The organism is Deinococcus peraridilitoris DSM 19664, assembly GCF_000317835.1.
GTDB lineage: Bacteria > Deinococcota > Deinococci > Deinococcales > Deinococcaceae > Deinococcus_A > Deinococcus_A peraridilitoris.
Map to the genome: position 1 here is coordinate 204,355 of NC_019793.1, position 13,317 is coordinate 217,671.

The window sequence follows — 13,317 nt, forward strand, 5'->3', positions numbered from 1 at the left end:
TTGAAAGGTCCGGTGCCTCAAGCCGTCGTGGTTTTACCGTGCGGCTCAGGCTCCTGCAACTCTGTGATTTCAGGCCGCAAACCCACGGAATGAATGTACCCCAGGTATTCACTGCCCGTCAGCGCCCGCCGCTCGCCCGACAGTGCCACGAAAAATGCCTCCATGACATTGGTTCCAAAACTCCGGCCGCCCAGGCGCGGTGTGGTGGTGATCAGCCGCTTCACGCCCGCGTTCCTGGCCCACTCGACGTCCTCATGCGTGGTGGTATTGGTCAGGATGGTCTTGCCGTCCAGACGATCGGGGGCAAAACGGCGGATGAGCAGGAAGTCACCCGCGATAACCTCGGCCCAGTCGTAGTAGCGCGTACTTTTGCCTTGTACGCTCTTCTCCTGCTTGTCGCCGGTCGGATAAAACCACTGAAAGGGAAGCTGCGTGGTGACGGGCAAGAGCAGGTGTGCCGCCCGTCTGAGCGTCCCAATCGAGCGGATCGGAAAATCGAGCCCCATCGTGAAGACGATGTCACCGTAGAGCACGTCTGCAAGCGCGTCCGAGAGTGCCTCGGCCATGCCGAACCGGTCGACGGCCGCGACCATCAGGGTCTTGCGACCGCGCCAGTGCACCGTACTTTCCAGTTGCCGTACCGCCTCGCGTTCCAGCGTGTGCTTGAGCCCAGAGCCGTCGAGCAGCGGGGTCACCTTGGCATTGGCCGCCAGTCGGGCAATGTCACGGAAGCTGTAGCGCCGGTCCCCGGCCACGATATACAGGTCCGTGCCCCCCAGGCCGAACGCGTCCACGCGCCCGTCGAGCGCAGCGAGCAATTCTCCTGCACGGCGCAGATCGCCATCGGTTCCAAGACGCTCAAGCACGAATTTCTGCCCCAGCACCTCGGTTTCCTGGCGCGAATCACGTTTGCTGGAGCCGATCGAAACGCTGACGACATGCTTGTATCCACTCGGAGCGGGAGTCCACTGAGAAAGCAGGGGTCTGGTCATGGCGCGCTCGAAATCATATCAGATGAGAGCCCAGCAGAAGAGCAAGGCGCATATCTCCTCGCCTTGCTCTCCCGGGGTATGTCAGGGATACAGACCGCGCAGGGCGCGCGATTCGAGGACGCGGGTACACGCGACGATAAAAGCCGCCGTGCGCAGGGTGACTTTGTGACGCTGGGCGACGTCCCAAAGGCTGCTGAAGGCCTCACGCATGATTCGGTCGAGGCGCGCGTTGATTTCCTCTTCGGTCCAGAAAAAAGAGCTGAAGTCCTGCACCCACTCGAAATAGCTGACCGTCACACCGCCCGCATTGGCGAGCACGTCAGGTACCACCAGCACGCCGCGCTCACGCAGCAAATCGTCAGCTGCGGGCGTGGTAGGACCGTTGGCTCCTTCCACGATCACCTTGGCATTGATCACGGGAGCGTTGAGTTCGGTGATCTGGTTTTCGAGGGCGGCAGGCACCAGCACGTCGCATGGAACGCTCCAGAACGCCTCGCGCTCGATGGTCTCCACGTTCGGCAGGCCTTGCAGAGTGCCGTGCTCGCGCAGATACGTCTGCGCCTGGTAAGGATCGATTCCGCTCTCACAGTAAAACGTACCGGAAACATCCTGGATGGCCACGATGCTGGCACCGTGATCGTAAAAAATGCGCCCCGCCGCGTTACCGACGTTGCCAAAACCCTGAATGGCGACGCGGGCTCCTTCCACGGCGATCCCCAGCCGGTTCATGGCCTCGGCACCCGTGACAAAGACGCCGCGTCCGGTGGCGTCGCCACGGCCCAGCGAACCACCCAGGCTGATCGGTTTGCCGGTCACCACACCGGTGGCGGTACGACCGACGTTCATGCTGTACGTGTCCATCATCCAGGCCATCACCTGAGGATTGGTGTTGACGTCCGGCGCAGGAATATCCTTGTCGGGGCCGATGATGATGCCGATCTCGGTGGTGTAGCGCCGGGTGAGTCGTTCGAGTTCGGAAGTCGAGAGCGTACGCGGATCGACGCGGATGCCACCCTTGCCCCCACCGTACGGCAAGTTCACGGCGGCGTTCTTGACGGTCATCCAGGCGCTGAGCGCCATGACCTCGCTGAGCGTGACGTCCTGGTGATAGCGCACACCACCCTTGGCCGGACCACGGGATGTGTTGTGCTGCACCCGGTAGCCTTCAAAGTGGGCCACTGAGCCGTCGTCGAGGTGAATGGGTACGTCCACCACCAGAATGCGCTTGGGCCGCTTGAGCGTCTCCACCCAGTACGCCAGCTTGCCGAGGTAAGGCGTTACCCGCTCGACCTGCTCCAGGTAGATGGCCCACGGACCCAGGTTGTCCTGGTCGAGATAGCTGGGCAACGCGTGCTGTTTGGTGCGGCCGGGCACGCCTGCGGGTTGAGTCGGTTGGGGGTCGGTCTTGGGAACGGTCACGGATAAACTCCTCTCAAAGTGGTGGCGTGATCGAGACGGCTCAGGGCCATGGCGTACGCAGCGGTGCGCAGATCGGTCCGCTGTTCCTGCTGCGCGCTCAGGACGTGATCGAGCATGCTGACCGTGCGCCGTTCCAGGGCCGAGCGGATTTCGTCTTCGGACCAGAAAAAACTGTTGGCGTCCTGTACCCATTCCAGGTAGCTGAGGGTCACGCCGCCGCCCGCAGCCACCAGGTCAGGAATCACCAGCCCGGAGAGTTCTGCTTCGGCCTCGGGAAGCACAGCACGGTTGGAGGCTTCCAGAATGAATTTGGCACGAATGCCGGGCGCAATTCCCCCGCCGATGGTACCCCAGTCGGCGGACAGGGCAAGCACGGTGACATCGAGAGTTAGCAGATGCCCGCGGCTGAGGCTGCCCGCGAAACCGACCACCGAGCCGTGCAGATCGCGGTATTCGACCAGTGCCTCGATGTCGAGACCGGCAGGGTCGTAGATGGCGCCCTGCTGGTCGGACACGGCGACAATGATCGCGCCCATGCGTGCCAGACGCCGCGCGATTTCACGTCCGACGTTGCCAAATCCGTCCACGGCCACTTTGACTTCGCCGTCGACCTTGCGTTCACGCAAAACGCGCTCGGTCACCAGTACCGCCGCATGACCACGCGCCTCCTTGCTGCCGAAACTGCCGCCCAACGCCAGCGGTTTACCGGTGACCACACCGCTGGAGGTGGTACCACGGTTCTCGCTGTAGGTGTCGAGCATCCAGGCCATGATCTGCTCGTCGGTGCCGATGTCAGGGGCCATGATGTCCTCGCCTGGTCCGACGAAGTCCACCAGCTCGCTTGTCAGACGGCGGGTCAGACGCTCGAGCTCACCAAAGCTGAGCGAGGTGGGATCGACGTCCACCCCGCCCTTGGCGCCTCCCAGAGGCAGATCCATCACCGCACATTTGAGTGTCATAATGGCGGCGAGCACCTCGCACTCGTGAGCGTCAAGGCCTTCCTTGTACCGCATTCCCCCGGTCGAAGGTCCTCGGGCGATGGAGTGCACGGTCCGGTAGGCCTTGAAGACCGATACGCCACCGTCATCCATCTGCACGGGTAGGGAGAGGCTGATGGTTCGTTTGGGATACTTGAAATAGGCCAGCGATTGATCGCTGACCTGGGTGAAAGGCAACGCCAGTTCCATCTGATCCATCAGGCCTTGCCAGCTCAGTCCTGCAGGTCGCATGCCATAACCTCCGTCATTTCGCGCGCACAGCGTAACACAACTGTACCTAACAAACGTGCATTAGCAAAGGTCTAGACGAATCAGGGAGTGCGCAGGAACTTCAAAGTGCTTGACCGGGCCGCCCGAGTATCTCGGTTGTCAGACTCCTGCGCAAGGGGTGGAACATGTTTCACCGGGAACGGCGTTTCCATCCGCAGCGGGGCCACGGCAGGACCGCGCCCTTGATCGGGCAGCCAGGGCAATGCCCATTGTGCCGGCTCCTCCGATGTCGACGTGCGCTGCGAGGTTTGTTCGATGGATGGTATACACCATACCACCATTTTCACGCTCCTACACAGGCAAGAAAGCGCTTGATGACCTTGCGCGCTCCGTGACACTGCTGGTCGAGGTGACGCACGCCGTTTGCTCAAAGTCAATGAACAAAAGAGGGCATGTCTTTGACCCCCGCTTTATTTCACACGGTCAGCTGCGCCCACTGCCATTTCCTCGAGCGCGTGGCGGGCCGGTGACGGTGGCAGTGCCCGCAACGCCTGAATGGCCAGCAGGGTCCGGCGTCGGATCTCCTGGCGGGTGCGTTCGAACGCTTCTTCCTGCAAGGCGAGCTCGCGCACCCGCTCGATATCGCATGGCCGGGCGGCCCGGCGCTCGACAATGGTGCGCACCTCGTCACCGTGCGGTCCCTGCAGCAGGTAGAGCACCGGCAGCGTTACCTTGCCTTCGGCGAGGTCCCCTCCGATGGGTTTACCGAGCGTGTTGGGGTCGGCGGCCAGATCCAGCAGATCGTCTTGCATCTGAAAGGCCAGCCCGAACTCCATACCGAATTCGGAGAGGGCTTGAAACTGCGCTTCCGGCGCGCCTACCAGCAGCGCCGGAGCTCGCGCCGCCGTGCGCAGCAGGACGGCCGTCTTTCCGGCGATGATGTCGAGGTAATTCTGATGGCTGTAATCACCGTAGGCGGCCACCTGAAACTGCAACACCTCACCTTCGCAGATGCGCGCGGCAGTTTCACCAAATTCGCGGGTCAGGCCCTGTGGCATGTCGGAAAGCAGCACCAGCAAGCGGCTGAGCATGAAATCACCTGACATCACGCTCACCACGTTGCCGTATTTGCGGTAGGCCGTTTCATGGCCACGTCGGGTATCGGCGTCGTCGATCAGGTCGTCGTGCAGCAAACTGGCCGAATGCAACAGTTCGACGGCCACGGCCAGATCGTGTTCCTGAGGATGCTCCACGCCCAGCGCACGCAGCGCCAGGTAGACCAGCGCAGGCCGGGAACGCTTTCCACCAGCAGCCACCAGATTGTCGCCGATCAGCTCGATGAACTCCACACGGGAATGCAGCACCTGTCGCAGGCGAGATTCGAATTCCTGAAGTGGAGCCATGAGCAGGTTCTTCACAAGCTCAGTATAGAGAAGCCCGGCTTGCGCAATTCTGACGCTCCCCGCCATTGTAAGGGCGCTTTTGGTAGTCCAGAAGGGTGTTCAGGACAAATATCCCCGGCCGCAAGCCGCGGACGACTCAAGCACCCGTCGGCAAGGGGCGGTGGCCCGGCACGCCGGACACGGCGGAGAGCAGGTCACCCACGACGGCACTTGCCGTCACCAGTCCGCCCGCACTTGCCCCGGCGAAATACAGCTCGCCGCAGCCCTCCCCTTGCAGGCGCAGCGCGTTTCGGCCGGCACCAGGCGCGCAAAAGGGGTGTGTGGCCGGCAGGCGCCGGGGAGACACGCGCGCCTGCCAGCCACACACGTCTTGTGTCAGTTCCGCCACCAGCCGGACGCGTTCACCGGCCTTGTGGGCTTCGGCAAAAAAACCGGCAGGCAGGGCGTCGATGCCCTCGCACTGCACCTGACCGAGTCCGAAGGCAGGATCCGCGACGAGCCGGGCCAGAATGACCAGCTTCTGGGCCGCGTCCACGCCGCTCACGTCGAGGGTTGGGTCCTCCTCGGCGTAACCGAGATGCTGCGCCTCACGCAGCGCGATCAGGTAGTCCTCGCCGGCCTCCATACGACCCAGAATGAAGGTGCAGGTCGCGTTCAGGAGGGCTTCCAGGTGCGTGACTCGCGAGGCGCGCAGGGTGGTCGACAAGGGCCCGAGTACGGGTGTACCGGCCATGACGCTGGCTTCATAGTGCAGTTGCCCGCGTTCAGCGTACGGCCTGAGCTCACTCCAACGCTCGGCCAGCATGGCTTTGTTGGCACTCACAAGCGGCTTTCCGGCCAACAGGTGATCTCGGCACAGCGCCAGAGGGCGCTCCACCCCGCCCATCACCTCGACCAGCACCTCACAGTCCGGGACAAATGAGGCGTCGGTGGTCAGGGGCAGGTCGGGCTGCACAGCGCGTGGACGCTGCAGGTCGCGAACCAGCACGCCCATCAGTTCAATCTGGATACCGAGTGCCCGAAAGCGTTCCGCGCGTTGGTGAATGAGCTGCACCACACCGCTGCCCACGGTGCCACAGCCCAGCAGGCCCAGCCGAAGGGTTCGCATGAGGTGAGAGTATACCCGTCTCGAGGCGCGTTGCAGAGCACCACGTTCTCCCCAGGACATCGTGCCCTTGCAACGGCCGACACAGGAGGGGTGGGCTACACTGGGCCCATGTCTAGCACAGTGTTCCGCTTTCTCTGCTTTCTGTCGGGAGGTCGCGCAAGGTGCTGACCGACAAACTGACCGAACTGGAGCGGGAATACCATTTTGTTGAACGCGACCTCGCCGATCCAGCCGTACTGGGAGATCCCAACCGTCTGCGTACGCTCACACGCCGTCATAGCGAACTCAGCCGGATCATGGACTTGTGGCGCGAACACCAGCAGCTCAGCACAGCTGCGAGAGAAGCGCGCGACCTGCTCGCCGATCCGGAAATGCACGAACTGGCCGAAGCCGACCTGCTGAACAGCACGACCCGTCTGGGCGCCATTGAAACCGAACTCGACCTGCTGCTGATCCCCTCTGACCCCAGCGATCACAAAAACGCCATCCTGGAACTGCGCGCCGGGGCCGGCGGAGACGAGGCGGGCCTGTTCGCGGCTGATCTGCTGCGCATGTACGAGCGCTACGCCGAACAGGCCGGTCTGCGCATCACCGTGCTCGATGCCAACGAGAGCGACCTGGGTGGCTTTTCCAAAGTGACGGCCGAAGTGATGGGGGAAGGAGCGTTCAAGGCCTTCAAGTTCGAGCGGGGCGTGCACCGTGTCCAGCGGGTACCGGCCACCGAGACTCAGGGACGGATTCACACTTCCACCGTCACGGTCGCCGTACTGCCCGAAGCCGAGGAGACGGAAGTCGAGCTCAACCCCAATGAAGTCCGCATTGACGTCTTCCGCTCACAGGGTGCGGGGGGGCAGAGTGTCAACACCACTGATTCGGCGGTGCGCGCCGCCTACCGACCCGGCACTCCGGACGAGATCATCGTGGTCTGTCAGGAAACCCGCTCGCAGATCAAGAACCGTGAAAAAGCCCTGAACATCCTGCGGGCGCGTCTGGCCGAACGACAGCGTGAAGCCGCCGATGCGGATGTGCGGGCCTCGCGTCAGGCGCAGATCGGCTCCGGGGACCGCAGCGAAAAGGTGCGCACCTACAACTACGCCCAGGACCGCGTGACCGACCACCGCCTTCAGGGTGACGACAAGAACTTTCCTCTTGGGAAGGTGATTGCCGGAGACCTCTCTCCTCTGGTCGAAGCCTTGCAGCGCGTTCTGCGTGATCGGCAGATCGCGGAGATGGCCGATGCCGGAGTGTAGCCGCCGTCGGGCGCGCCGGGCAGACAGCACAAGGCACGGGCAAGCGCGCACTTGGTCCGGCGTGTCCGTCCCGCTGATCTGGGGGGACCATGCCGCGGCGTGACCTGCTGGTGGCTGCCGGCATCCTGCGTGACAAACAGGGGCGAATTTTGCTGGTAGGAAACGACTGGCAGGGAGCCGGAAGGGTGCGCTTCACGCTGCCCGGCGGCATGGTCGAAGCCGGCGAGACCGCTCCGGAAGCGCTCTACCGTGAAATACACGAGGAAACCGGGCTGCGCATCACGGCCATTCAGCACATGGCTTACTGCGTGCACATCGAGGATGAGCGGCGAGGTGAGCGAGCGATTGCCATCGTGTTCGAGGCCCGCTGGGACGGCCTGCTCAACCCGGCAGACCCGGACGGCTTCATTGTCGAGGCCCGCTTCTGCACCCCAGCGGAGGTTCAGCAGAAACTCGATTCACCGCCTCAACGCGAACCCCTCACCGATTATCTGGCAACGGGCGTGCCAGGCCGCTTTTATGCCTTCAAAGGGTGGGACGGCAAAGGCGGACTGCGCATTCCGGGCCTGTCCCAACAACAACCCACGTGACACCAGGGGGCCCGTGTCAAGAGCCCCCTGGCACTCACACTGCCTCTACTCCAGGTCGTCGTAGCGGTGCAGTACCGCCGCGTGCGCGTCACCTCCTGGGGTGTGGTGGCGTTCGACAAGCTGGGCGACCCGCTCACGTCCGCCGGCTGCACGCAACATCCGTGCACCCAGTTGCGGGTGCCAGGCCCGAATCTGCAGGGGCTCCCATGGAAGGCAGGCAGAGTAACGCTGCGGAACCAGCCCTGCCAGTACCCGTTCCCATACGCGATAGCGCCGGGCACTCTTGCCGCAATCGTGAAGCAGCGCCCCGGCCAGCAATTCTGCGGGGGCGTCGGGACAATGTCGCCACACCCGTTGCGTGACCCTCACGGCATGCTCGCGATCACGCGGATCCATGGCCAGGTAGACGGCTCGCTCTTCTGGTGTCAGCAAAGACGCCGCCCAGACATCGTCGGGCGACGCTTGTGATGAGCTGAGGCTCCGTGCGAGGCGAGCTATCTTCCCTGAAATACGCACCTGCTCAGGCGATCTCGGCTTCCAGGTGGGCGAGCATGCGTTCGGCGCTCATGGCGGCGCGCGTACCGGCACCGACACTGGTGGCCAGCTGGCGGTAAGAGTAGTCACTGACATCACCGGCGGCGAACACCCCCGTGACAGAGGTGAAGATCTCATCGTTCACCTCGACGTAGCCGTCGTCGCGCAGTTTCACCAGGTCACCCAGAAAGCCGGTGTTGGGCACGTGGCCGATGAACACGAACACCCCATCAGTGGCCAGGTCCTGCACTTCTCCGGTCTTGAGATTGCGCACCCTGACGCCACTGACCGCTTCATCGCCCAGCACTTCCTCCACGGCGGTGTCCCAGATGAATTTCATCTTGGGGTTGGAGAAAGCGCGGGCCTGCGCCACCTTGTTGGCCCGCAGGCTGTCGCGGCGGTGAATCACGGTCACGGTGTCGGCGAATTTGGTCAGAAACAGGCCTTCTTCGATGGCGGCGTCTCCCCCACCCACCACCACCACGTGCTTGCCGCGGTAGAAAAAACCGTCGCAGGTGGCGCAGGTGCTGACTCCCCGGCCCCAGTAGAGTTCCTCACCGGGTATGCCCAGCCGTTTGGGATTGGCCCCCGTGGCGATGATCACCGCGCGGGCACTGTAGTTCGCTTCGTAGCCTTTGATCACGAAGCCCTGCCCCGAGCGTTCGATGGCTTCGACTTCGTCCATTTCGAGCACTGCGCCGAATTTCTCGGCTTGCTGCACCATGCGCTGGGAGAGTTCGAAACCGCTGATCGGGTCGGGGAAGCCGGGGTAGTTCTCGACTTCTTCGGTCTGGGCGATCTGCCCGCCGGGCTGGCCTTTTTCGAGGATCAGGGTCCTCAGGCTGGCCCGCCCAGTGTAGATCGCCGCCGTCAGTCCTGCTGGCCCTCCGCCGATGATCACCACGTCGTATTCGCGCGTCGCCGTCATGGGTTCAGCGTAACACCCATCCTGCCAGTAGACCGTGGAAGGGCTCACAAGCTATGAAAAATAAAGTGTCGGGTTCAGTGAACCCGACACTTTCTGGCTGGGGCACAAGGATTCGAACCTTGATTGACGGATCCAGAGACCGTAGTCCTGCCATTAGACGATGCCCCATCAAATCGATCTCTTTACGAAGCGGTTAAGAAGCGTCTTCACCGCTGCCCACGCCCGTTGCCAACGGTCTGCGCCATTCAGCTTACCGCGCCTGCCGGGCACTGCCGTGACGCCCGCGCAGAGCGTGAATTATAGCTGCTTGCTCTCCGAGCGTCAAGCAAGGACCCGCGCGCATCCTGTTTTTCGCTTGGCACAGCTGCGCTCCGGTGATACAATTAATTGTTGCCGCGCATGACGCGGGCTTCAGGAGGAATTCGTTTGATGGAAGACCAGGCTACCCCGACCCCCGCCGAGCAAAGCAGCGGGGCTACTCAGCCCGAAACTCAGGGCACGACCAATGGCACCGACACCAAAGCGGTGACCAACCAGACCAGCAGCACTGAAACGGAATATCCCGCCATGACCATGGAAGACGTTCTCGCTGCCGAGAATGTTCCTGGCGGCCGGGAAGTCAACCGTGGTGACGTGCTCGACGGCACGGTCGTGTTCATTGGGTCTGAGGGCATCGCCGTGGATGTCGGCGCGAAGATCGAGGGCGTGATCCCGTTCTCGCAGATTTCCGACGAGCCGCTCACCATGGAGCAGGCCCAGGCGATGTTCAAGCCGGGGGACAAGATCGAGGCGTACGTCGTGCGCAGCGACATCCCGAACGGCGTGATCGTGCTGAGCAAGAAGCGCGCCGACCAGGACAAGGGCTGGCGAATCCTCGCCGATCTGCAGGCGAAGGATTCACCCTTCACGGTGGATATCGTGGAAAAAGTGCGCGGTGGTCTGGTCGCCCAGATCGAAGGCATTCGCGCCTTCCTGCCTGCCTCACAGGTGGACACGCGCCGCGTGAACGACCTCGATCCCCTCGTCGGCCACCCGCTCGACGTCAAGCTCATCGAGCTGAACCGCAAGCGCAACCGCGTGATCATCTCGCACCGCGCCATCATGGAAGCCAAAAAGGCCCAGGCGCGCGAAGAGACCATGCAGCACCTTGTGCCGGGCGCAGAGTTTGAAGGCGAAGTCGTCGAGATCACCGATTTCGGTGTGTTCGTCAACCTCGGCGGTATCGACGGTCTCGTGCACCGCAGCGAGCTGACCTTCGGGCGATTCAACCACCCCCGCGATGTGGTGAAAGTGGGCGACAAGGTCAACGTGCAGGTCATCGACGTCGATCCCTCGCGCGAACGCATCAACCTCTCGATGAAGGCCCTCTCCAGCGATCCCTGGCAGAGCGCCGTCGACAAGTACGCCATCGGACAGCGCGTCAAGGGCAAGGTCACCAACCTGACCAACTTCGGCGCCTTCGTGGAAATCGAAGCGGGCCTCGAAGGTCTGGTGCACGTCAGCGAAATGAGCTGGACCAAGCGCGTGCGTCACCCCAACGAGATGCTCAAGGAAGGCGACGAGGTCGAAGCCGTCATCTTGCGCATCGATCCCAAGGACCGTCGCATCTCGCTCGGTCTGCGTCAGACCACGGAAGATCCCTGGGCGCACCTCCCGGACAAGTACCCACCCGGTACGCCGGTCAAGGGCAAGGTCACCGGAATCACCGAGTTCGGCGTGTTCATGGAAATTGAGGAAGGCATCGAAGGCCTGATTCACATTTCCGAGTTGGCACTCGAGCGCGTCAACAACCCCGCCGACCTCTTCAAGAAGGGTGACGAGATCGAGGCGATGATCCTCAACATCGATCCCGTCGAGCAGCGCGCAAGCCTGTCGCGCCGCCGTGCCCTGGGTGGTGCGCCCTCCGGTCGTGGTGACTACGTGTCCCAGGGCGGCGGTCAACGTGGCGACCGTGGTCAGCCCGGCGGTGGCGGCCCTCAGCGTGGCGGTCAGCAAGGTGGCGGACGCCGTCGCCGTGAAGGCTTCGACTACGACTACAGCTACGCTGCCAAGGACGCTTCGAGCGGCAAGATCAGCACCAAGCTCGGTGACGTGTACGCGGACCTGTTTGCCCAGTTTGGTCTGGGCGGCAAGACCGAGGAAAACAAGGAAGCCGAAGGCACCGAGGGCGAGAAGTAAGGCGAATAAGCCTCGCGTCCTACAAGTCCGGGAAAGTGCGGGAGCTTTTGCTCCCGCACTTTCTTTTGGATGGTTCAGGCTTCCCTGGCCTCTGGTAACGTTCTGTCATGGACTCGCGCCGACCGTATCCAGGGCCGCAAGATCGCCCGTCGCTCGGGCACATCGCCCTTGCGCTCGCCTTTGGCGGTGCGGGCCTGCTGCATTTCGTGCACCCCGAAACCTTCGAGCGCATTGTGCCTGCGCTTGTCCCCGCGCGCCCGGCAGTGGTCCTGAGCGGGGCCGTCGAAATTCTCGGTGCGCTGGGTCTGCTGTTCTCCGGCACGCGCCGGGCTGCCGGGTGGGGTCTTATCGCGCTGCTCGTGGCCGTGTGGCCCGCGAACATCGAGATGGCGCGCCGGGCTGCCGAGTTCGACACGATTCCGCCGTGGGCCCTGTGGCTGCGCGCCGTACTGCAGCCAGCGTTGCTGTGGTGGGTATGGCGGGTGGTGTTACGGAAGCCGAACGAGCGTTCGGTATAATCTCGCCATGACCAAAATCGTCATTACCGCCGCCAAACGGACGCCAATCGGCACCTTCATGGGCGGCTTGAAGGACGTGTCGGCCGTCGACCTGGGAGTCACGGTCGCCAAAGCCGTGCTGGGCGGCACGCAAAGCGATGACATCGCCGACGTGATCGTCGGGAATGTGCTGCAGGCCGGGCAGGGTATGAACCCTGCGCGCCAGATTGCCATCCACGCGGGCCTGCCTCAGCACGTTCCCGGGCAGACCGTCAACCGGGTGTGTGGCAGTGGCCTGCAGGCCGTCATCAGCGCTGCTCAGGGACTCAAGAGCGGCGACGGTCACCTTTACCTGGCCGGTGGGGTGGAAAGCATGAGCCGCGCACCCTACCTGTTGCCACGGGCGCGGGAAGGCTACCGGCTGGGACACGGAGAATTGCTCGACTCGATTCTCAGCGACGGCCTCACCGACGTGTTTCACCGCTACCACATGGGCGTCACGGCCGAGAACATCGCCCGACAGTGGAACATTACCCGTGAAGACCAGGACGCCTTCGCGCTCGAAAGCCAGCGCCGCGCACAGGGGGCCATCGAATCGGGCGCGTTCACGGACGAAGTGGTCCCGGTGGAAGTCTCCGGCAAAAAGGGCAACACGCTCTTTGAACGCGATGAACACGTACGTCCGGAGACAAGCGCCGAAGCGCTGGCCAAGCTGCGGCCCGCCTTCGAGAAAACCGGCACCGTCACAGCCGGCAACGCCAGCGGCCTGAACGACGGCGCGGCGATGCTGGCGGTCACCACCGAGGAGTACGCCCAGGCGAACGGTCTGCCGATCCTGGCCGAAATCGCCTCGTACGCGGCCATCGGTGTCGATCCGTCAATCATGGGCATCGGTCCCGCCAAGGTGGTGCCGGTGGCCCTCAAGAAAGCCGGGCTGGGAATCGGCGACGTGGACCTCTTCGAGCTGAACGAGGCTTTCGCAGTCCAGTCGCTTGCGGTGGTGCGTGACCTGGAGGTGGACCCGGCCAGGGTGAACGTCACTGGCGGCGCAATCGCGCTGGGACACCCGATCGGCGCGAGTGGCGCTCGTGTGCTCGTTACCCTTCTCCACGCCCTGAAACGGCAAGGCAAGGAGCACGGCGTGGCGAGCCTTTGCATCGGCGGGGGCATGGGAATCGCCGTCGTCGTTCGCGCCGTCTGACGACGGCCT

At 63.3% G+C, this 13,317-nt stretch carries 12 protein-coding genes and 1 tRNA gene; 5 read left to right on the forward strand and 8 right to left on the reverse strand.

The window, feature by feature from the left end; all coding sequences use genetic code 11:
* Positions 1-17 precede the first annotated feature (17 nt).
* The 5 genes from DEIPE_RS00815 to DEIPE_RS00835 form a co-directional block, all read right to left on the reverse strand.
* Positions 18-992, reverse strand: a complete 975-nt coding sequence (locus DEIPE_RS00815) for a hypothetical protein (protein ID WP_015234081.1) — start codon at positions 990-992, stop codon at positions 18-20.
* A gap of 81 nt (positions 993-1,073) precedes the next feature.
* The gene (locus DEIPE_RS00820; protein ID WP_015234082.1) at positions 1,074-2,411 is read right to left on the reverse strand and encodes a Glu/Leu/Phe/Val family dehydrogenase; all 1,338 of its coding nucleotides are present in this window, start codon (positions 2,409-2,411) and stop codon (positions 1,074-1,076) included.
* A complete protein-coding gene (locus DEIPE_RS00825) occupies positions 2,408-3,640 on the reverse strand; it encodes a Glu/Leu/Phe/Val family dehydrogenase (RefSeq protein ID WP_015234083.1) in 1,233 nt (410 codons plus the stop codon). The genes DEIPE_RS00820 and DEIPE_RS00825 overlap by 4 nt, the downstream gene beginning before the upstream one ends.
* A 449-nt stretch (positions 3,641-4,089) precedes the next feature.
* Positions 4,090-5,022, reverse strand: coding sequence for a polyprenyl synthetase family protein (locus DEIPE_RS00830; RefSeq protein ID WP_041231036.1), 933 nt, complete (start codon positions 5,020-5,022; stop codon positions 4,090-4,092).
* A gap of 136 nt (positions 5,023-5,158) precedes the next feature.
* Entirely contained in the window at positions 5,159-6,130 is a 972-nt protein-coding gene (locus DEIPE_RS00835) for a homoserine dehydrogenase (protein WP_015234086.1), read from the reverse strand.
* A 161-nt stretch (positions 6,131-6,291) separates the two neighbouring features.
* Between DEIPE_RS00835 and prfA the strand changes: the two genes are divergently transcribed.
* Both prfA and DEIPE_RS00845 read left to right on the forward strand, forming a co-directional pair.
* A complete protein-coding gene (gene prfA / locus DEIPE_RS00840; protein WP_015234087.1) occupies positions 6,292-7,380 on the forward strand; it encodes a peptide chain release factor 1 in 1,089 nt (362 codons plus the stop codon).
* Positions 7,381-7,469: 89 nt separating this feature from the next.
* On the forward strand, positions 7,470-7,970 hold the full coding sequence (locus DEIPE_RS00845) for an NUDIX hydrolase (RefSeq protein WP_015234088.1): 501 nt from the start codon (positions 7,470-7,472) through the stop codon (positions 7,968-7,970).
* A gap of 45 nt (positions 7,971-8,015) precedes the next feature.
* On the opposite strand, the gene DEIPE_RS00850 is transcribed toward DEIPE_RS00845, so the two are convergent.
* The 3 genes from DEIPE_RS00850 to DEIPE_RS00860 all read right to left on the reverse strand — a co-directional run bounded on the left by DEIPE_RS00850 (position 8,016) and on the right by DEIPE_RS00860 (position 9,600).
* Entirely contained in the window at positions 8,016-8,402 is a 387-nt protein-coding gene (locus DEIPE_RS00850; protein WP_342663277.1) for an HD domain-containing protein, read from the reverse strand.
* An 88-nt stretch (positions 8,403-8,490) separates the two neighbouring features.
* Positions 8,491-9,432, reverse strand: coding sequence for a thioredoxin-disulfide reductase (trxB, locus tag DEIPE_RS00855; RefSeq protein WP_015234090.1), 942 nt, complete (start codon positions 9,430-9,432; stop codon positions 8,491-8,493).
* A 94-nt stretch (positions 9,433-9,526) separates the two neighbouring features.
* A tRNA-Gln gene (locus tag DEIPE_RS00860) sits at positions 9,527-9,600 on the reverse strand.
* 261 nt (positions 9,601-9,861) lie between these two features.
* Here DEIPE_RS00860 and DEIPE_RS00865 point away from each other — a divergent pair.
* From DEIPE_RS00865 to DEIPE_RS00875, 3 genes are all read left to right on the forward strand, one after another.
* The gene (locus DEIPE_RS00865; RefSeq protein ID WP_015234091.1) at positions 9,862-11,610 is read left to right on the forward strand and encodes a 30S ribosomal protein S1; all 1,749 of its coding nucleotides are present in this window, start codon (positions 9,862-9,864) and stop codon (positions 11,608-11,610) included.
* A gap of 107 nt (positions 11,611-11,717) precedes the next feature.
* Complete coding sequence (locus tag DEIPE_RS00870; protein WP_015234092.1) at positions 11,718-12,128, forward strand: DoxX family protein; 411 nt, start codon at positions 11,718-11,720, stop codon at positions 12,126-12,128.
* A 7-nt stretch (positions 12,129-12,135) separates the two neighbouring features.
* Positions 12,136-13,308 carry an acetyl-CoA C-acetyltransferase gene (locus DEIPE_RS00875; RefSeq protein ID WP_015234093.1) on the forward strand — a complete coding sequence of 391 codons (1,173 nt, stop codon included), beginning with the start codon at positions 12,136-12,138 and terminating at the stop codon, positions 13,306-13,308.
* Positions 13,309-13,317: the final 9 nt, after the last annotated feature.